This window comes from Candidatus Palauibacter irciniicola, assembly GCF_965208695.1.
Lineage (GTDB): Bacteria > Gemmatimonadota > Gemmatimonadetes > Palauibacterales > Palauibacteraceae > Palauibacter > Palauibacter irciniicola.
This window is the reverse complement of record NZ_OZ242352.1, coordinates 457,559-476,568: the sequence shown is the minus strand read 5'-3', so window position 1 is coordinate 476,568 and position 19,010 is coordinate 457,559. Positions and strand designations below refer to the sequence as shown.

Annotated in this window: 15 protein-coding genes and 1 pseudogene; 9 read left to right on the top strand and 7 right to left on the bottom strand. The window is 69.2% G+C overall.

Annotated elements, in window-relative coordinates; genetic code table 11:
• Position 1 precedes the first annotated feature (1 nt).
• Positions 2-1,051, top strand: a complete 1,050-nt coding sequence (locus tag ACOGI9_RS01965; RefSeq protein ID WP_419858225.1) for a deoxyhypusine synthase family protein — start codon at positions 2-4, stop codon at positions 1,049-1,051.
• A 12-nt stretch (positions 1,052-1,063) separates the two neighbouring features.
• Here ACOGI9_RS01965 and surE read toward each other — a convergent pair whose 3' ends face one another.
• Positions 1,064-1,987 (bottom strand): 5'/3'-nucleotidase SurE, encoded by a 924-nt coding sequence (gene surE / locus ACOGI9_RS01960; RefSeq protein WP_419858224.1) that lies wholly within the window; start codon positions 1,985-1,987, stop codon positions 1,064-1,066.
• Positions 1,988-2,124: 137 nt separating this feature from the next.
• Here surE and ACOGI9_RS01955 point away from each other — a divergent pair, with 137 nt between their 5' ends.
• Together ACOGI9_RS01955 and ACOGI9_RS01950 are read left to right on the top strand one after the other, a co-directional pair.
• Positions 2,125-2,577, top strand: a complete 453-nt coding sequence (locus ACOGI9_RS01955; protein ID WP_419858223.1) for a hypothetical protein — start codon at positions 2,125-2,127, stop codon at positions 2,575-2,577.
• Positions 2,578-2,587: 10 nt separating this feature from the next.
• A pseudogene (locus ACOGI9_RS01950) lies at positions 2,588-4,180 on the top strand (Ig-like domain-containing protein); the annotation flags it as partial.
• A 3,111-nt stretch (positions 4,181-7,291) separates the two neighbouring features.
• Here the strand turns inward: ACOGI9_RS01950 and feoB are convergent.
• Positions 7,292-9,145, bottom strand: a complete 1,854-nt coding sequence (gene feoB / locus ACOGI9_RS01945; protein WP_419858222.1) for a ferrous iron transporter B — start codon at positions 9,143-9,145, stop codon at positions 7,292-7,294.
• A 186-nt stretch (positions 9,146-9,331) separates the two neighbouring features.
• On the opposite strand from feoB, the gene ACOGI9_RS01940 reads away from it, so the two are divergent.
• Positions 9,332-9,583 carry a FeoA family protein gene (locus tag ACOGI9_RS01940; RefSeq protein ID WP_419858221.1) on the top strand — a complete coding sequence of 84 codons (252 nt, stop codon included), beginning with the start codon at positions 9,332-9,334 and terminating at the stop codon, positions 9,581-9,583.
• Here the strand turns inward: ACOGI9_RS01940 and ACOGI9_RS01935 are convergent.
• Positions 9,580-10,050 (bottom strand): DinB family protein, encoded by a 471-nt coding sequence (locus ACOGI9_RS01935; protein WP_419858220.1) that lies wholly within the window; start codon positions 10,048-10,050, stop codon positions 9,580-9,582. The two genes, ACOGI9_RS01940 and ACOGI9_RS01935, sit on opposite strands and share 4 nt — an antisense overlap.
• Before the next feature lie 76 nt (positions 10,051-10,126).
• Here ACOGI9_RS01935 and ACOGI9_RS01930 point away from each other — a divergent pair, with 76 nt between their 5' ends.
• Positions 10,127-11,440 (top strand): flavin monoamine oxidase family protein, encoded by a 1,314-nt coding sequence (locus tag ACOGI9_RS01930; RefSeq protein WP_419858219.1) that lies wholly within the window; start codon positions 10,127-10,129, stop codon positions 11,438-11,440.
• A 109-nt stretch (positions 11,441-11,549) separates the two neighbouring features.
• Here ACOGI9_RS01930 and ACOGI9_RS01925 read toward each other — a convergent pair whose 3' ends face one another.
• Positions 11,550-11,780, bottom strand: coding sequence for a hypothetical protein (locus tag ACOGI9_RS01925; RefSeq protein ID WP_419858218.1), 231 nt, complete (start codon positions 11,778-11,780; stop codon positions 11,550-11,552).
• Between the two features lie 97 nt (positions 11,781-11,877).
• A complete protein-coding gene (locus tag ACOGI9_RS01920) occupies positions 11,878-13,188 on the bottom strand; it encodes a hypothetical protein (protein ID WP_419858217.1) in 1,311 nt (436 codons plus the stop codon).
• Positions 13,189-13,323: 135 nt separating this feature from the next.
• Here ACOGI9_RS01920 and ACOGI9_RS01915 point away from each other — a divergent pair, with 135 nt between their 5' ends.
• The 3 genes from ACOGI9_RS01915 to ACOGI9_RS01905 all read left to right on the top strand — a co-directional run bounded on the left by ACOGI9_RS01915 (position 13,324) and on the right by ACOGI9_RS01905 (position 17,274).
• Positions 13,324-14,268: an MBL fold metallo-hydrolase gene (locus tag ACOGI9_RS01915; protein WP_419858216.1), complete on the top strand. Its 945-nt coding sequence runs from the start codon at positions 13,324-13,326 to the stop codon at positions 14,266-14,268.
• Between the two features lie 50 nt (positions 14,269-14,318).
• Positions 14,319-14,732 (top strand): SRPBCC family protein, encoded by a 414-nt coding sequence (locus ACOGI9_RS01910; RefSeq protein ID WP_419858215.1) that lies wholly within the window; start codon positions 14,319-14,321, stop codon positions 14,730-14,732.
• Between the two features lie 88 nt (positions 14,733-14,820).
• The gene (locus tag ACOGI9_RS01905; protein ID WP_419858214.1) at positions 14,821-17,274 is read left to right on the top strand and encodes a prolyl oligopeptidase family serine peptidase; all 2,454 of its coding nucleotides are present in this window, start codon (positions 14,821-14,823) and stop codon (positions 17,272-17,274) included.
• Positions 17,275-17,304: 30 nt separating this feature from the next.
• On the opposite strand, the gene ACOGI9_RS01900 is transcribed toward ACOGI9_RS01905, so the two are convergent.
• On the bottom strand, positions 17,305-17,703 hold the full coding sequence (locus tag ACOGI9_RS01900) for a type II toxin-antitoxin system VapC family toxin (protein ID WP_419858213.1): 399 nt from the start codon (positions 17,701-17,703) through the stop codon (positions 17,305-17,307).
• Complete coding sequence (locus ACOGI9_RS01895) at positions 17,696-18,007, bottom strand: AbrB/MazE/SpoVT family DNA-binding domain-containing protein (RefSeq protein ID WP_419858212.1); 312 nt, start codon at positions 18,005-18,007, stop codon at positions 17,696-17,698. Before ACOGI9_RS01895 ends, ACOGI9_RS01900 begins: the two co-directional genes overlap by 8 nt.
• 208 nt (positions 18,008-18,215) lie before the next feature.
• Here ACOGI9_RS01895 and ACOGI9_RS01890 point away from each other — a divergent pair, with 208 nt between their 5' ends.
• Positions 18,216-19,004, top strand: coding sequence for an SDR family NAD(P)-dependent oxidoreductase (locus tag ACOGI9_RS01890; RefSeq protein ID WP_419858211.1), 789 nt, complete (start codon positions 18,216-18,218; stop codon positions 19,002-19,004).
• The last annotated feature ends 6 nt before the right edge of the window (positions 19,005-19,010 follow it).

Here is a 19,010-nt window from a genome sequence, read left to right as displayed (position 1 = left end):
GGTGACGCTCACCGACTTCATCGACCGTCACTACCGCCACTTCAACGCGGCGGCGCTGCGGGCGGCCGCCGAGGCCTGGCGCGACCTGATCGACGGCGGCGGGCAGATGCTCCTCACGCTGGCCGGCGCCATGAGCACGGCCGAACTCGGCCTCTCCCTCGCGGAGATGATCCGGGCCGGGAAGGTGCACGCGATCTGCGCCACCGGCGCGAACCTCGAGGAGGACCTGTTCAACCTCGTGGCGCACGACCGCTACCTCCGCATCCCGGACTGGCGCGCGCTCACGGCCGAACAGGAGAAGGACCTCGAGCGGCGCGGGCTGAACCGCGTGACCGACACCTGCATCCCGGAGGCCGAGGCGTTCCGCGCGGTCGAGGCGCCGCTGCGCGAGCTGTGGCGGGCGGCCGACGCCGCGGGCGAGCGCCGGCTCCCGCACGAGTACCTTTACGAACTGATCCGCGACCGGACCCTCGCCGACCGCTACCGAATCGATCCGGCCGATTCCTGGCTCGTGGCGGCGGCGGAGGCGGACCTCCCTCTGTTCGTGCCCGGGTGGGAAGATTCCACGCTGGGCAACGTCCTCGTCGCGGAACAGCTCGGCGGCGGACTGGGCCGTCCCGGGCCCGTCCTCGGAGGCACGGAGTACATGGCGGCGCTCGCGGAGTGGTACGTGCGCACGAGCACCGGCCGAGCACTGGCGGAGGCGCCCGACATCGACGCCGACCCGAACGCGGCGTCGCTACCGGCGGAGACCGGCGCCGACCCGAACGCGGCGCCGGTCGGCCTGTTCCAGATCGGGGGCGGGATCGCCGGTGACTTCCCCATCTGCGTCGTCCCCATGATCCGGCAGGACCTGCGGCGCTGGTGTCCCTACTGGGCGTACTTCTGTCAGATCAGCGACTCCACCACGAGCTACGGGTCGTACTCCGGCGCCGCCCCCAACGAGAAGATCACCTGGGGCAAGCTGGACGTGGACACGCCCAAGTTCGTCATCGAATCCGACGCGACGATCGTCGCCCCGCTCGTGTTCGGCTACGTCCTCGGCTGGTAGTCCGGGCGCGGCCTAGGGACGGTCGAGGAGCGCCTCCAGGTCCCACCCCTCCAGAGCCTCGACGGTGGGTCGGTCCGTCCAGTCGAAACGGAGCGGTGTGATCGTGACGAGGCCCTCGTTGTACGCCTCGGTGTCGCTCCCGGCCGGGATGGCCTCGGGAGGCCCGAACACCGCACTGAACCACCGCCCTCCCTCGGCGTCAGCGACCTCTTCGCCGGGCTCCTCGGTCACCTCCTCGTGGACGATGCGGAAGTAGCTGCCGCCCATGGGCCGGGCCGCGATGCCGCGCGTCTCGGCCGCCGTCGCGGCCGGGAAGTTGAGCGAATAGACGATGCCGATCTCGGGCCCCCGGCGCCGCAGTTCCGCGACGAAGCGGGCAACGATGCCGGCGGCGTGCTCGAACGCGCCCGGGCCCGAGTCCTGCGAGGCCGCCACCGCCGGCACCCCCAGGTAGGCCCCCATCATCGCGGCCCCCACCGTGCCCGACATGTGCGAGATCTCACCGACGTTCGCGCCGATGTTGATCCCGCTCACGACGAGATCGAACCCGGATTCCGGCGCGAGCGCCTGGATCCCGAGGCGGACGGCGCTGGCGGGCGTGGCTTCGACGCAGTTCCCCGCCGGCGTGTCCCGGACACGGAACTCCTCGTCCAGGCTGATGCTCATGCTCGTCCCGCTCTGCTGGCTGCAGGGCGCCACGACCGTCACCTCGCCGACCGCCCGCAGCGCCGTCGCCAGCGCCTGGATGCCCGGCGACTCGATGCCGTCGTCGTTGGTCACGAGGATGTGGTAGGGAGACGTATCGACCGGAGCTTCCGGCGCTCCGCCCTCGGATCCCGCACCGCAGGCGAGCGCACCGCACCATGCAACCGCGGCGAAGGCGCCGGCGACGACCCTGGCCGGTCTCGACGGTAATACGGCGTTTCTGACAAGCATCGACCATCCCTCGCTGTTTCCGTTCCCGGTTCCGTTGTTCCGATACTGCGTGTTGGATAGTCTCGCACCGTCGGAGACGGGGAAACCCGCAGCCTGTAGGCCGGACCCGTGCGGGCGAGAGCCGGGAGAGGAGCAACGTGAAGACGATCCTGAAGCTGGCCGGTCTCGTCGTGGTGCTGAACGTCGTGCGCTATACGGTGGGCGGGTTCATCGAAGGGTTCACGATCATGGAGCCGATGCACCGGCCCCTGCCGCTCTTCCCCGAGGCGTTCGACCAGGACTTCACGTCCACCGACTTCATGATCTCGCTGGGCTACAACTACGCGATGTGGTTCGTGGCCGCCGTCGTCTTCCACCTGTTGAACCCCGTGCTCCGAGGTTCGATCTGGGTCCGCAGCCTGAAGAGCTACCTGCTGATGGCCGCCTTCTTCTGCGCTCTCGCGGCCGTCTACATGAACCACTATGTGGCGGGGATCCGGCCGTTCTACTACTGGAGCATGGTCGACGCGCTCATCGTCTTCACCGTCGTAGCGCTCGCCAACGCCCTCCTCTATCCCCGGTTCTTCCGCGACCCGGGCCCCGCCGGCTGAACGTTCGAGAATGGAGTTCGGCGTGGCGGCTGCGAAGACTCCGATGAATCGCCGTAGCATCGCGATGGGGCTATCGCTCCTCGCGATCCTGTCCTGCGGCGACTCCGCCACGGCTCCGGCTCCCCCACCCCCGCTCGTTCCTCCTCCCGCCCGGCCGACCGCCGTGTCCGTGAGCCCGGCCACGTCCGAGCTGACGGCGCTGGGCGAGACGGTCCAACTGACGGCCGAAGTCCGCGACCAGAATGGGCGGACGATGACGGGAGCCACCGTGACCTGGGCGAGTGACGCCGCGGCAGTAGCGACCGTGAACTCGGCGGGGTTGGCGGCGGCGGTGGCCAACGGCACGGCAACCATCACCGCAACCGCGGGTGACGCGTCGGGAAGCGCCTCGCTGACGGTGGCCCAGGAAGTCCGCGCGGTGGCGGTGACGTCGCCCGCCGACACGCCGGAGGTGGGAGACACGCTGCGCCTGGTGGCCGCGGCGACGGACGCGAACGGACACGCTGTGGAGGAGGCGACGTTCGCCTGGTCTTCCAGCGACGCGTCGGTGGTCGATGTGGACGGATCGGGGCTGGCGACGGCGGTCGCCGTGGGGACGGCGGTTGTGACGGCCGAGGCGTCGGGCGTCTCGGGGAGCGCGGAACTGGTCGTCATCCCGGCGGTGGGCGCGGTGACGGTGCAGCCGGACACGGTGCGGTTCACCGCTCTCGGCCAGTCGGCTCAGTTGTCCGCGGAGGCTCGCGACGACGACGGACGCGTGCTGACGGGTGTGGAGGTGTCGTGGTCGAGCGGCGACGCCGCGGTGGCGGCGGTGGACTCGCTGGGGCGGGTCATTGCCGTGGGCGCCGGCGCGACCGTGGTGGCCGCCGCGGCGGGCAGGGCGGCGGGCGGGGCGGTCGTGACCGTGACACAATCGGCGCACTCGGTAGTGGTGTCGCCGGCGGCGGCGACGATCGCGCCGGGCGACACGCTGCGGTTCACGGCGAAGGCGTTCGACGAAGACGGGCGGGCGGTCCTCGGGGCGGGATTCGGCTGGTCGTCAGGCGACCGCTCGGTGGCGACGGTCGATCCATCGGGTCTCGTGCGTGGCGTCGGCGCGGGCACGGCCACGATCACGGCTACGGCGGGAGACGCGAGCGGAACCGCACAACTCACGGTCGCGAACTCGGACCGGGCAACGCTGGAGGCGTTCTACCGGGCGACGAACGGACCGAACTGGGTCGACAGCGAGAACTGGCTCACCGATGCCCCGCTCGACGACTGGTATGGCGTCGACACGGATGGAGAAGGGCGGGTTGTAAGGCTTGTTCTTGAAGGCACGTCCAATTCCGATAGCACGAGGCGCACGCCGCACGGCCTGACGGGCTCGATCCCCCCGAAACTGGCTCGACTCACGAACCTCACCGAACTGAGCTTCCGGGTGAACGAGCTCATGGGACCGATCCCGCCGGAACTCGGAGACCTCACCTACCTTGGGGGATTGAACCTGCACGGCAACGCGCTGACCGGCTCGATTCCACCGGAACTCGGAAACCTTTCCCGCCTGACGCGGCTGTCTCTTTCCAGCAACAACCTGACGGGCTCGATCCCGCCGGAGCTGGGCCGCCTGTCGGATCTGGGCAAGCTGTACCTCTACCACAACGATCTTGAAGGACCGATCCCGTCGGAACTCGGGAACCTGTCCGGCCTCGAGCAGTTGTACCTGTACGGAAACGACCTCGAGGGTCCGGTCCCGCCCGAACTCGGAAACCTGTCCCGCCTGGAGCAACTGCGCCTCGACCGTAACGACCTCGAAGGCCCCATTCCCCAGAACCTGCTGCTGCTCGTCGATCTGGCGCAGCTCGACTTTCGGCGGAACGACGGTCTCTGCGCCCCGGGCACCGCCCCATTCGCAGCGTGGTTTCAGGGCATCGAGGAAAGTGATGGGCCTTTCTGCAACCACGCCGACCGCGAAGCGCTCGAGGACCTCCATGAGAGCGCGGCCGGCTCCGGATGGCGGGACTCCGACGGCTGGCTCGCGACCCAGGTGTTGGAAGACTGGCACGGGGTCACGGCCGATTCCGTCGGCCGAGTGACGGGACTCGATCTCAACGGCAACGGTCTGACGGGCAGACTTCCGGTTTCTCTGCGCGACCTGGGCGAGATGACGCACCTGCGGATCGGCGACAATGAGCTTTCGGGCCGACTGCCGCTCGGATTCGCCGCCCTTCCGCTGGTCGAGTTCCACTATGCGGGCACGCTGCTATGCGTCCCCGACGACGACGCCTTCCTGAGCTGGCTGAACGGCATTCCGACGCACGAGGGAACCGGCGCGGCGTGCGACGGTCTCTCGGACCGGGACATCCTCGAAGTTCTCTACGAAGCAACCGGTGGCTCGAACTGGCGGAACAACGACGGCTGGCTGACGGATGCACCGTTGGATGCCTGGTACGGCGTCGACGCCGACGGTAGCGGCCACGTGACTCAGCTGTCGCTGGAATCTAACGGCCTTGCGGGCAAGATCCCGCCGGAACTCGGCAAACTTCAGCAGCCTTTCGGGTTGAGCCTCCACGGGAACGCCCTCACGGGGCCGATCCCGCCGCAACTCGGAGACCTCTCCCGTCTGAGGTGGCTGTACCTTTCCGCCAACGACTTGACCGGGCCGATCCCGCCGGAACTCGGCAGCCTGTTCCTCCTGGAATGGCTTTCCCTTAACCACAACAATCTCCAGGGGCCGATCCCGCCGGAACTCGGAAACAAGCGCGGCCTCGAGCGGCTGTATCTCAACGAGAACCACCTCCGGGGGCCGATTCCGCCGGAACTGGGCAGTCTGCCCAGTCTCGAGCGGCTGTACCTCGACGCGAACGATCTCGAAGGACCGATCCCGCCCGAACTGGGCAACCTGTCCAACCTCGAGCGGCTGCTCCTGTCCGGGAACGACCTGACGGGCCCGATTCCGCCCGAACTCGCGAGGATGTTGAGCCTCGAACAACTGCTGCTCGCGAACAACGATTTTTCGGGCTCCGTACCTGCCGAACTCTGGGCGCTCAGGGACTTGAAGGAGTTGCAGCTCTCGAACAACCCCGCGCTGGAGGGATCTCTTCCCGCCCTCCTGGCAACCCTGGATCGGCTCGAAGTGCTTATGGCCGGCGGCACCGGCCTGTGCGTCCCCTCGGACCCCGACTTCCAGACCTGGCTCCGGGGCATCAGCAACCGCCGGATCGCACCGTGCGCCGGACAATCACCGCCGGCGGCATACCTCACACAGGCGGTGCAGTCGTTGACGTTCCCCGTGCCGCTCGTTGCGGGCGAGGAGTCCTTGCTGCGCGTCTTCCCGACGGCCGAGCGAAGCACGTTCGCCGGGATTCCGCCGGCGCGGGCGCGCTTCTTCCTCGACGGACGGGAGGTGTTCGTGGCAGACATCCCGGGCCAGTCGGCACCGATCCCGGTCGAGGTGGACGAGAGCAGTCTTTCGACATCGGCCAACGCAGAGGTTCCGGGCTGGGTGGTGCAGCCGGGACTCGAGATGATGATGGAGATCGATCCGGAGGGGACGCTGGACCCGGCGCTCGGAGTCGCCAGGCGGATCCCGGCAACAGGTCGGTTGGCAATCGAGGTTCGAGAGATGCCGCCGTTCGACCTGACCCTGATCCCCTTCGTTTGGACGGAGACCCGGGATTCGTCGATCGTGGACGTGGTCGAGGCGATGGCCGCCGATCCGGAGAACCACGAGCGGCTCGGGATCACACATGCGTTGCTGCCGATCGGCGACCTGGCCGTCACCGCGCACGAACCCGTGCTGAGTTCGAGCAACAACGCCTTCACGCTGCTGAGCCAGACGAGCATGATCCGCACCGTCGAAGGAGGCGGCGGCCACTACCAGGGGCTGATGATGTGGCCGGTGACGGGAGCGGCCGGCCTGGCCCACCGTCCCGGCTGGTCGAGCTTCTCGCAGTCGTCCCCGAAGGTGATCGCGCACGAACTCGGCCACAACTTCAATCTTCGGCATGCGCCCTGCGGGGATCCTACCGATGTCGACGCCTCGTTCCCCTATCCGGACGGATCGATCGGGGCCTGGGGGTACGATTTCGGCGGCCGGCTGCTGTCGCCGTCCACGCCGGACCTGATGTCGTACTGCGGACCGCCCGACGGGATCAGCGACTACCACCGCACGAGGGCGCTCCGGTACCGCTTGGGCGAGACGGAGCGCGCGGCGGCAGCGGACCGTCTACCGCCGACCCGCGCCCTCCTCCTCTGGGGCGGCGCGGATGCCGACGGCGTGCCGTTTCTGGAACCGGCGTTCGTGGTCGACGCACCGCCCAGGGTGCCGCGCCCGGGCGGCGACTACCGGCTTTCCGGACGCGCCGCGGACGGTGCCGAACTGTTCTCGTTCACGTTCGACATGGCCGAGGTAGCGGACGGCGACGGCAGTGCCAGCTTCGCGTTCGCGTTGCCGGTACGAGACGGATGGGCAGGAAATCTGGCGAACATCGTCATCGCCGGGCCGCGGGGATCGGCCACGCTGGACAGCGATAGCGACGTGCCGATGGCCGTCCTGCGCGACCTCCGCAGCGGTCGCGTGCGCGGGATCCTTCGGGATCTGCAGCCGAGCGTCGCGACGCGGGCGGCCGCGGAGGCGGGGCTGCCGGGGGCCCAGGGTCTCGAAGTGCTGTTCAGTCGCGGGATCCCCGGCGAGGAGACCTGGCGAGAGTAGCCAGGAAGGCGCGGGTCCGCTTCAGAGCAGTTGGTTCGCGGCCAGCGCTCCGGCGTAGGCGAGCGCGAGCATGTAGCCGAACTGGGCCAGCGGCCATTTCCAGCCGGCGGTTTCCCTCCGCATCATCGCGACCGTCGACATGCACTGAAGGGCGAACACGAAGAAGACGAGCAGGGCGATGGCCCCCCCGAAGTCCAGGTCCCGCTGTAGCGCCGCCCTCAGTTCCAGGGACGTCTCGTCGCCGTCCTCGATTCCGTAGATGGTGCCGAGCGTGCCGACGATGACCTCGCGCGCCGCGAGCGAGGAGACGAGACCCACCCCGATCCTCCAGTCGAACCCGAGCGGTTCGATCGCCGGCTCGATCACCTGCCCCATCTGTCCGAGCGCGCTCTCCTCGACCGGTGGCGGGGCGCCGTCGACCCGGGGGAACTGTGCCAGGACCCAGAGGACGACGGTCACGGCGAGGATGATCTTCCCCACCCTCCGGATGAAGATCTTGCTCCGGTCGAGAAGGCGGAGGGCCAGCGTCCGTAGCGCCGGGATCCGGTACGGCGGCAGTTCCATCACGAACCCGGCGGGCTTCCCCCGCAGGAACGTGCGCCGGAGCAGGAAGGCGGTGCCGATGGCCGCGGCGAGGCCCAGCGCGTAGAGGCCGAGCATCGTCGCCGCCCGCGTCCCGACGAACGGCCCCAGGAGCGGGCGCTCGGGGATGAACGCCGCGATCAGGAGCGCATAGACCGGCAGCCGCGCCGAGCAGGTCATGAACGGGGCGATGAACATGGTCGCCATCCGGTCGCGCTCGTCCTCCACCGTGCGCGAGGAGAGGATCGCCGGGACCGCGCACGCGTAGGCCGAAAGCAGCGGCAGGAACGCTCGTCCCTGCAGGCCGACCCTCAGCATCGTGCGGTCGGCGATCACGGCCGCCCGCGCCATGTACCCGGAGTCCTCCAGGATGCCGAGGAAGAGGAAGAGGATGAGGATCTGGGGGAGAAAGACGAGGACGGAGCCGACCCCCGCCCACACCCCGTCGATGAGAAGATCCCGGAACCAGCTCGCCGGCAGCCGCGCCGCGAGCCACTCGCCGGAGGAGGCGATGCCGAGTTCGACCCCGTCCATGATCGGCGTGGCCCACGTGAAGATGGCCTGGAACACGAGCACGGCGAGGACGAGGAACACGGCCGGGCCCGCGACCCGGTGCAGGAAGAGGGCGTCGAGACGCTGCGTCAGCTTCGGCGGGCCGGCCGAGCGGTACTTCGCGGCGGCGAGCGCGGTCTGAACCACCTCGCGGCGCCGGGAGAGCGCGTCCATCGTCGGCAGCCCGGCGCGTCCGGCCTCGGAACCCGCCTTCGACGGCGTGCCGGCCGCGGTTGTCGCAGAGCGCACGGCCACGCGGTCCAGGAAGTCGGCGACCGCGTCGACGCCCCGCCCCGTACGCGCGTCCGTCCGGACCACTTCCACGCCGAAGGCGGCGGCGAGCGCCTCGTCGTCGAGCGTGCCGTCCCCCGCCTCGAGTTCGTCCGCCATGTTGAGGACGAGGAGCGTAGGGCGTTCCCGTTCGAGCACGGGGCCGACGAGCATGAGCTGCGTCTCGAGCCGGACGGCGTCGACGATGAGCACGATGGCCTCGGGCTCTCGCAGCCCTTCGATCCGCCCTTCCAGCACGTCGCGCGTGACGCGCTCATCGGGGGAACGGGCCGAGAAGCCGCTGACTCCCGGCAGATCGACGATGTCCAGGTCGAGACCCGAGGCGAAGCGCGCTCGGCCGACGTGCTTCTCGACCGTGACGCCGGGATAGTTCGCGACCCTTTGCCGCAGTCCGGTCAGACGGTTGAAGAGCGTCGTCTTGCCCGAGTTGGGCGGACCGATGAGGGCCACGACGGGCGGCCCGGAAGCGGACGCGTCCGCACCGGCTCCGCGATCGGCGCGCGCTGGGGTCGCGACTGGGGACATGACGGGAAACTACCGATAACGATTATCGTTAGTTGAGACTGGTTCTCAACCGAGGAAGACGCTAGTATGTTGCGCTCCGACGGTCAAACCAACGTGAGGGACAATCCCGGCGTGAAGAACGGAAGATCGAACGGCTCCCGTACGTCGCTGATGGACGTGCCGCTGCGGCAGACGGTCGAACTCGAGCGCATCGACGCCCCGAGCGACGAGGTCGAGCCGCTGCTCGAGCGCGGCATCCTGCCGGGCTGCCGACTGCGCCGCGTTCGAAATTCCCCCACGGGAGACCCGATCATCTCCGTCGAGGGCACCCTCCTCGCGCTGCGCCGCGAATCCGCCGCGCAGCTCTTCGTGCGCGAGGTCTAGGCGTACGGCATTACGGGCACCTTGCCGAGCAGGCGCGCGTAGACCGTGAGCGCGCCCCGGTGGTGCGCCGTGTGATCCACGATCCCGTTCACAATCGCCCCTCGAGGCTGCCCCTCCATGATCTGCGGATCTTCGATCGGCGCGTGGAGATCCTCGTCCGAGGCGGACCCGATGACCTCGATCGCCCGGCCGTAGGCCCGGTCGACCCACGCGATCGCCTCGGCCAGTGAAGTGACGGCCCTCGTCTCCTCGAGATGTCCCTGGAAGTCCATGTTCCAGCCGTCGCCGAAGGCGCCATCGACGAACCAGTCCACCGTACCGGCGGCGTGCGCCACGTGGCCGGCCACGGTGAAGACCTCCGGGTTGGGCCCGAAACCCGAATCCTCCTCCGTGAACGTCTCGAGCGTCTTCTTGAACAGGCTCCTGGACATGGAAAGCTGTGCGGCGAGACCTTCGGCGTAGGACATGGATGCTCCGTGGGGCTTGATGTTCGGTTTTTATTCGGATTGCGGATCATGCGCCCCGACCGGAGCGTTGTCAAGCGTGAACAACAAGACAACGCTCAGCCGCCGGGACTTTCTCGCCCGCGGCAGTGGTGCTCTGGTCTCTCTCTCCCTGGGCACCGGCTGCTCGGGCGACGGCATGGGTCCGATCGGCAGTGTGCCGCCACCGCCCCCACCCGCAGATCGGGTCGACGTGATCGTGGTGGGCGCCGGTCTTGCCGGGCTGGTCGCCGCCTACGAGTTGGTCCGCGCGGGGCACGATGTCCGGGTTCTGGAGGCAGGAAACGCAGCGGGGGGTCGGGTACAGACACTTCGCGAGCCCTTCGACGACGGACTCATCGCCGAATCCGGCCCGGCCCGCATCCCGCCGGACCACGATCGAACGCTCGGCTACATCGATCACTTCGGGATCGAGACCTCTCCCTTCTATACGCAGGACGGTGAGTACCTCATCGTTCCCGAGCGGGGAGACCGCTACCGTGAGACGCCGGGCGTGTTCCTCGTTGGGGGGCGGGACGCGTGGCTCAAGATTCCGGCGGGGACCGACGCCTTGCCGATCGCCTTTGCCGATGCGCTCGGAGACCGGGTGCGGTACGGCTCGCCGGTGACGAGGGTGGTCCGGGACGAGGCCGGCGTCGTGGCCTCTTACGGAACCGGCGACGCGGCGGAGGAACTGAGGGGCGGCCACCTTATCTGTACGGTTCCCCTCCCCGTCATCGACAGGATCGTGTTCGACCCCATCCTCTCGGCGGCGAAGCGAGCGGCCTTCGCGGCCACTTCCTACCAGGACGTCACCCGGGTCTACGTCCAGTACGCGGAACGGAACTGGGAGGGGGACGGCTTGAACGGATGGGGGCTGTCGTTTGTCGGGGGGTTCTCGGAAATGTGGCATCCGACCTGGAACCAGCCGGGACCTCGGGGGATCCTGATGTCCTACATGTACGGAGACATGGCGCGCGCGGTCGCGGCGATGGAGCCCGGCGCCATCGTCCCCGATTTCATCGATCGCTTTGATGGCTGGTTCCCTGGCTCCCGCGAGGTCGCGGAGCGCGGCACCCACTTCGCGTGGGAGCACCAGCCCTGGATCGGGGCCGCCTACACCCGGAACGATCCCCCGTTCGCCGAGCACCCGGAACTGGCATCGCCCGAGGGCCCCATTCACTTCGCTGGCGAGCACGCCTCGGGGGAGCGGGGGTGGATGCAGGGAGCCCTCCAGTCGGGCCTCCGAGCGGCCTCGGAGATCGATGCGACCGTGACGGGGGAGCGCGCCCGCACGACCGTGGCGATCTCGCGGCGCCGGATGGCGCACGGCGTCGCGGGCGCCCTCCATGCTCCGGAACGGCTGGCACCATGAACCGCGGAGACACTCCGGTCGGCGTGGGAGGTTGGCTCCTGGTTTACCTCTGTGGTTCCATCCCCTTCCTGCTCGTCCATTCGGCGGGCCTGTCGGGATGGTTTCTCGACTACGCCATCTGGCTGCTCGTCGCGATCTTCCTTCTCCTCGCGTCCCCGCTCGCCCTCATCCTCCTGAAGTCGCCGCGAGCCCCGCGGTGGAACGTCGTCGCGATGTGGGTCGTCGCCCTCGTGATCACGCTGCGGGCGGCCGCCGTCCCCTTCAATCTGGAGACCGAAGGGGCGGTGCAGAGGCGGAGCCCCGAGGAATGGGTGGCCGCAATCGCGATCCTCGCGGCCATCGTCGTCGGGTCCTCTGGCGTGGGCGACGATCTGGACGGCCTACTTCCGGCGATCGCTCCGCGTGCGGAACACGTTCCGCCGGCCGGAGGCGGATACCTAGGGTCGTGGCGGTCGTGCGGATTCGAGGCGGATCGCGGGGGGGAGCCGCCACACGGTGATGACGGGGACGTCGAACTCGTCCGTGTCGATGAAGGCGACGAGTCCGTCCGGACCGAAGGCATCGGGCATGTCGGGCAGCGCGGCGGTGCCCGTCTCGAGCGTGCCGAGGTAGCGGCCGTCCGGCGCGATCACGTCGATGGGGCCCGGTTCGTCCGAACCCGGCTCCGTGCTCCGCTGGACCCACAGTGCGCCGTCCCAGGTCGCGCGCAGGGCCGCGATGACCGGCACTTCCGGGAAGAACCGCATGTTCTCGAGGGCCTCCCGCTGCAGCGACCTCATGTTGTCGATCATCTCGCGGACCGCGGCGGGCGGTGCGCTCCCGCGCTGCGTGATCGTGCGGTTGCTCTCGGCCTCGAGTTGCCGTTCGCGCTCCTCCCGTTCCATCTCCTCCGTCACGGCCAGCGGCCGGATCGGCCGGCGCAGGATGCGCGAGATTGCGCCCGACGGATCGGTGAGCTTGACGGCCCAGGCCGACGAGTCGGAGTACGCGACGCCGCCCGATGGCAGCGCGTCGAACAGCAGGTCCGGTTCGAACCCCCATTCCTCGTCGATCATGTCTTCGAGATCGCCGCTCCGCGGGCCATCGTCCTCGACCGGCGCCCAGGCCTCCGCGAGCACGCGATCCTCGACGTCCTCCGAGGACATGTCGACGCGCTGGATCGTGCGTCCGCTGCGGCCGATCAGGGTGCGAGCGCCCGTCCGCTCGGGTCGAAGGTTCGGGCGGCGCGCCATGGCAAATCCCATGCCCCCGCCGCCCTCCCTCACCATGCGCTGGAACTCGCCGGCGGGGCTGAAGACGTGGTATCCCGCGTGCATCATGTCCTCGACCAGGATCTGACCGTCCTCCCACACCAGGAGTTGCGTCGCGGCGCGGAACTCGCCCGGGCCGTCGCCGGCGCGGCCGAAGCTGTTCACGAATCCCCCCACCGCGTCCACCACGACGACGCGCGCGTTGGCCGACGTCCGCTCTCCGTCGAGCAGATACAGGTTGCTCGCGCCGTCGAAGGCGACGCCGGAGATGGACGTGAACTCCTCCCACTCGGCCGCCGCCGCGGCGGATCCGATGGCGTACACCAACTCGAGGTCCGGCGAGACGGAACGATCCTCGCCGGGAAGGTCGACCATCTCCTGGGCGTGAAGGCCGGCGCCTCCGAGCGCTGCCCCGAGCACCGCCAGCCACCCGGCGGTGAACCGCGTCGCGGCCCCCGCGGCGAACCGCGGTCCACGGCTGGCGTTCCGTCGTGACATCCGCCTCATCCTGGCAGCCCCCTGCGGCATCTTGGCAGCCTCCCGTCGCGGCTTAGGTTTGTTCGAGTGTGGGCGCGACGCCCGGCCCCATCTCAACCGGGCGATTCCGCGCCAGCTACTATGGAGGTAGTAGATATGATTCGCAAGCGCTCTTCCGGCCCGATCTCTCGCATCCCCCCGCTCTCGCTCGTCGCGCTCGGCGCTTCGCTGTCGTGGGTTGCCTGCGGAGGAGGAGAGGCGCCGTCCGATGAACCCGCCGGGGGCGCAGAGGCTGCCGCCGCCGACGCGCCGCCCCAGTTCGAGACGACCGAGGTCGCGGACGGGGTCTACCAGTTCCGCTGGATCGGACACAACGCCCTGTTCGCCGTGACCTCGGAGGGGGTCTTCGCCTTCGATCCGATTTCCGTCGAGGCGGCCGGCACCTACGCGGAGGAGATCCGCCGGGTCGCGCCGGGGACGGAACTCGCGGCCATCGTCTACAGCCATAACCACGCGGACCACGCGACGGGCGCCGAGGTGCTGCGCGAAGCGTTCGGGGCCGACGTCCCCATCTACGCGCACCGGAACGCGGACGCGCCGCTCAGGGAGGCCGCGAACCCCGACCTTCCCCCGCCCACGGACACCTTCGACGAGACCATGACGCTCGCGGGGGGCGAAATCGAACTCCACTACCTGGGCCGCAGCCACAGCGACGACATCGCCGTCGGCTTCCTGCCGGCGCACGGCCTCGCCTTCGCGGTGGACTTCGTGGCGCGCGACCGGTTCGGGTACCAGGACCTCGGCAGCTTCCACTTCCCCGACCAGTTCGACGCGATCGAAGGCCTGCTCGAGATCCCGTTCGAGACGATCGTGTTCGGGCACGGCCCGCCGGGCGACCGGGCCGCCATCGAGCGGCAACTCACCTACTACCGGGATCTGGACGCGGCCGTGCGGGCCGCCGTCGAGGCGGGGCTGAGCGAGGACGAGACCGCCGCGACCGTCCTCATGGAGGACTACAGCCACTGGGACCGCTACGACGACTGGCGCGAACTCAACGTGCGCGGCATGCACCGCAAGCTCCTGGCCGCGGGCGCGCAATAGACGTTCCCGCGGGAACGTCTCGCGATCGCATCTTCGTCACTTCCCAGTGGGTGCCCAGCCCGCTGGAGCGGACCTTCGCGTTCTTCTCCGACGCGCACAACCTGGAGCGGATCACGCCGCCCTTCGTGGGGTTTCGGGTCCTCACCCCGGCCCCGATAGAGATGCGCGTCGGCACGCGAATCGACTATCGGCTGCGGCTGCACGGCATCCCCATTCGGTGGCGGAGCGAGATCACGCGCTGGGATCCGCCGCACGGCTTCATCGACGAGCAGCGCCGCGGCCCGTATCGGAAGTGGGTCCACGAGCACCGCTTCCGCGAGGAAGACGGAGGCACGCGCGTCGAGGACTACGTCACGTACGCGGTTCCCGGCGGCGCGCTGATCAACCGATGGTTCGTCCGCCCCGATCTCGAGCGCATCTTCGAATACCGCCACAGCGCCATCTCGGCAGAGCTGGGGAGGTAGCGCTTCGCCGTGCGCCCATCGCTGTCACGCCCGGCTCGCCAAGCCTACTATCAGCGCAACCGGACCCATCCGCGCGGGAGCTTGCACCATGTCGATCCGTCGCTTCGCCGCCCCGATCCTCGCACTCGCCACCCTGCTTGTACCGCCAACCGGCCGGCTGGCTGCTCAGGAGGCCTACCGCACACCACCCCCGGACGTCGTCGACATCCTGGAGGCCTCCCCGTTCCCCGAGGCGGTGATCAGTGCGTCCGGTGACCTGATGGTCCTCGCATACAGCGAGAGCATGCCCGGGATCGAAGATCTGGCCGCGCCGATGCTGCGGCTGGCTGGACGCAGGATCAGTCCGGTCACCAACGGCATGCACGCCGCGCCGCCGTTCGTGCGTTTCTCGGTCGTCGACCTGGACGGCGGCGACACGCGCGACGTGACCGGTGCCGAGGACGGCCTGGGACCACCGCTCTGGTCACCCGCCGGCGACGGCTTCGCCTTCACGCGAACGACCCCGGACGGCGTCGCCCTCTGGCTCGCCGACCCGGAAACGGGCGCCGCGCGAGCCCTTACGAGCCCGGCGCTGAACGGCGCCCGCGGCGAACCCTGCGCCTGGATGCCCGACAGCCGTTCGCTGCTCTGCCACTTCGTCCCCGATGGCCGTGGCGTCCCGCCCACCCCGGCGGCGATCCCCGTCGGCCCCATCACTCAGGAATCCGGCGGCGAGGCCACCCCCTCGTGGACCTTCCAGGACCTGCTGGAAGACGCCCACGACGAGGCGCTCTTCGACTACTACCTCACGTCGCAGCCGGCCCTCGTCGACGCCGCCACCGGAGCCACGCAAGCCATCGGCGCCCCGGCGGTCTACGAATCCCTCGACCCTTCACCGAGCGGCGACTACTACCTGTCCGTCCGCACGGTTCGCCCCTACTCGTACCTCGTGCCCGACTCCCGCTTCGCCAGGGAGGTGGAAGTCCTCGGCAGCGACGGCGCGCCCCTGCGCACGCTCGCCACGCTCCCCCTGGACGAGGGCGGCCCCGAGCACCTGGGCTTTCGCCGCGCCGGTCTCCGCCAGTTCTCCTGGCGCCCCGGCGTGCCCGCCACCCTGGCCTACGTGGAAGCCCTCGACGGCGGCAATCCCGCGCTCGAGGTGCCCCACCGCGACCGGGTGCTGACGCTCGCGGCGCCCTTCGACGGAGAGGGCACCGAACTCGTCCGCACCGAGCACCGCCTGGGCTCGGGCGCCTTCGGCTTCGGCTATCCGGTCCTGTGGGGCGAGGACGGCGAGACCGCCCTGGTCTACGAATTCGACTGGCCAACACGGCGGTCCCGCGCCTGGGCCGTGCCGGCTTCCACTCCCGGCGGCCAGCCCGCGCTCCTCTGGGACCGCAGCACGGACGACTGGTACGGCAATCCGGGCGACCCGGTCATGAAACAGGACGGGGCCGGCAAGCCGGTCGTCCACACGGACGGCACGAGCATTTTTCTGGCGGGCCCGGGAGGATCTCCGGAAGGAGACCGGCCATTCCTGGACCGGCTGGATCTGGCGACCGCCGAGCGGCAGCGACTCTTCCACTCGGGCGCGGAGAGCTATGAGACCGTGGTCGGTCTGGCGGACGCACGCGCCGGCCGGATCGTCATCCGGCGCGAGACCAGCGAGGAGCCCCCGAACTACCACCTCGTCACGACGGAAAACGACGAGCGCACGGCCCTCACTTCCTTCTCCAACCCCCAGCCCCGGCTCGCGGGGATCACCAAGAGCAAGATCTACTACGAGCGCGACGACGGCATCCCGCTATCGGGTGAGCTGTACCTGCCCGCCGACTACGAGCCCGGCCAGCGTCTCCCGGTCCTGGTATGGGCCTACCCGCGCGAGTTCGCCGACGAGGACGGCGCCGGTCAGGTCAGGGGCTCGGCCCACCGCTTCACGACCATCTCCGGCGCCTCGCACCTCCTGCTCCTCATGCAGGGGTACGCGGTGCTCAACGACGCCGCGATGCCGATCGTGGGCGGCTTTGCGGCGAACGACACCTACGTGGAGCAACTGGTGGCCAACGGCCGGGCCGCGGTGGACAAGCTCGTCGAGATGGGCGTGGCCGACCGCGACCGGGTCGGGATCGCCGGCCACAGCTACGGAGCCTTCATGACCGCCAACATGCTGGCGCACTCCGACGACTTCAGCGCCGGCATCGCGCGCAGCGGCGCCTTCAACCGGAGCCTCACGCCCTTCGGCTTCCAGTACGAGCGCCGCACCTTCTGGGAGGCGCCGGAGGTCTACTTCCGCATGTCGGCCTTCATGCACGCGGAGAAGATCAACGAACCGCTGCTCCTGACCCACGGCGTCATCGACAACAACTCCGGGACCTTCCCCGTCCAGTCCGAACGCATGTACCACGCCGTGAAGGGCCTGGGAGGCACCGTCCGCCTGGTGATGCTGCCCCACGAAAGCCACGGCTACCGGGCCCGCGAATCGGTCCTGCACACCGTGTGGGAGATGTTCGACTGGATGCGCCGTCACGTGAAGGAGCGGCAGCCGGGCGCACTGGTCCCCTAGTGAACCGCGAGCCCTGGACTCGGCAGACCTCTACCGGATCTGCACGACCTTGACGCCGTCGATGTCGAGGTCGGCCCAGGTCCGGTCCGCGGTGAGGACCGGGAGACCGAGGCTGCTTGCGGTGGCCAGGCATGCGCGGTCACCCAGTCCGAGGCCGTGACGCTGCGTTTGCGGGCGATAGGCACCGCTGAGCAGCGCCGTCTGGCGGTCGAAGGGAATGATCTCGACTCCCAATCCCCGGACGACGCTCGCCACCGTCACGGAGGACAGACCGTCTTGCGAGAGACGCGCCGCGACCTCGGCCACGTTCACCGACGACATGGCGGCTCCTCGCTTGAGCGCGCGTTCGACGCGAACCGCCCCCGGTTCATTTAGCAGGGCCGCCAGGACGGCCGAGGCGTCAAGGACGGTCTCGGCCGGTTCATTCACGGGCGGCTTCGGCTCGCCGTTCCAGGATGAATTCATCGACGACGCTCCCGGAGCCCTTCCGGTGCCGGCGCACGATGGCCTGCAGCCGCGCGAGCGCGGCGCTGGGGGTACGCAGCCGGATCGTGTCGCCCTCCAGGCCCATGATCAACTGCTGCCGGCCCTGAATGTCCAGTGCGCGACGAAAGCGGGCGGGGACCACCACGCGGCCGGCTTCGTCGATCGTCACGCGTTCGGTGTCGGGCACCGAATCCGGCATCGAGTCCGGCGAAGCATCGGTCGGCGAGTTCCGGCTCTCTTTCTTCATGGTATACTCCGTGTTTCTGGTATATTTCACGAAGATACCATGTCGAGGGCCGAGGCACGAGACGTAGACTTCGTAACCCGTCCGCGGTGAGATTCCGCTGCTGCATGCCACACGTCGCTTTCGTCGATACGATAGGGACCGCCGCTCCGATTCCGCAGTTTCGCGACGGCGATCAACTCGGCATCAACGGAATCAGGAAGGGTTCAGCGTGATCACACTCGAGGGGAAGACCGCCATCGTCACGGGGGCGGCGAAGGGGATCGGCGCGGCGTGCGCGCTCGCCTTCGCCCGTCACGGGGCGGATGTCGTGCTGGGAGACGTGCTGGAGGACCGTTGCGCGGCCACGGCCCGCCGCATCGCGGAGGCGACGGGGCGGGAGACGCTCGCCGTGCGCGCGGACGTGAGCCGGGAGAGCGACTGCGCGGCCCTGCTCGACGCCTGCACGGAACGGTTCGGCCGCTGCGACATCCTGCTCAACAACGCGGGGATCGTCGCGGCGGGCTCGATCCTGGACACCGAAGTCGAGGACTTCGACCGGGTGCTGGGCGTGAACCTGCGGGGGACCTTCCTCGTCTCCCGCCTCGTGGCGCGGGACATGGTCGCGCGCGGGGTGAAGGGGTCGATCATCCACATGTCGTCGACAAACGCGGTGGTGACGATTCCGAACCAGCTCGCCTACGCGGCCTCCAAAGGCGGGGTCATGCAGCTCACGAAGGCAATGGCGGTCGCGCTCGCGCCGCACGACATCCGGGTCAACGCGATCGGGCCGGGGACGATCGTCACGGACATCCTCGACTCGGTGATCGCCGACGAGGAGGCGCGGCGCACGATCCTCTCCCGCACGCCGCTGGGACGGTTCGGGGACCCGGGCGAGATCGGGACCGTGGCCGTCTTCCTCGCGAGCGACTACGCCTCGTACCTCACGGGCGAGACGATCTACCCGGACGGGGGGCGCCTCGCGCTGAACTACACGGTTCCGTTGCGGGAAGACGGGTGATGGGCG

Bases quoted from the DNA above. Each gene is read 5' to 3' on its own strand.
- ACOGI9_RS01920 (WP_419858217.1), bottom strand. From the start codon at position 13,188: ATGTCACGACGGAACGCCAGCCGTGGACCGCGGTTCGCCGCGGGGGCC.
- ACOGI9_RS01905 (WP_419858214.1), top strand. From the start codon at position 14,821: ATGTCGATCCGTCGCTTCGCCGCCCCGATCCTCGCACTCGCCACCCTG.
- surE (WP_419858224.1), bottom strand. From the start codon at position 1,987: ATGCTTGTCAGAAACGCCGTATTACCGTCGAGACCGGCCAGGGTCGTC.
- ACOGI9_RS01895 (WP_419858212.1), bottom strand. From the start codon at position 18,007: ATGAAGAAAGAGAGCCGGAACTCGCCGACCGATGCTTCGCCGGACTCG.
- ACOGI9_RS01935 (WP_419858220.1), bottom strand. From the start codon at position 10,050: ATGTCCTACGCCGAAGGTCTCGCCGCACAGCTTTCCATGTCCAGGAGC.
- ACOGI9_RS01925 (WP_419858218.1), bottom strand. From the start codon at position 11,780: ATGGCCGCGAGGATCGCGATTGCGGCCACCCATTCCTCGGGGCTCCGC.
- ACOGI9_RS01915 (WP_419858216.1), top strand. From the start codon at position 13,324: ATGATTCGCAAGCGCTCTTCCGGCCCGATCTCTCGCATCCCCCCGCTC.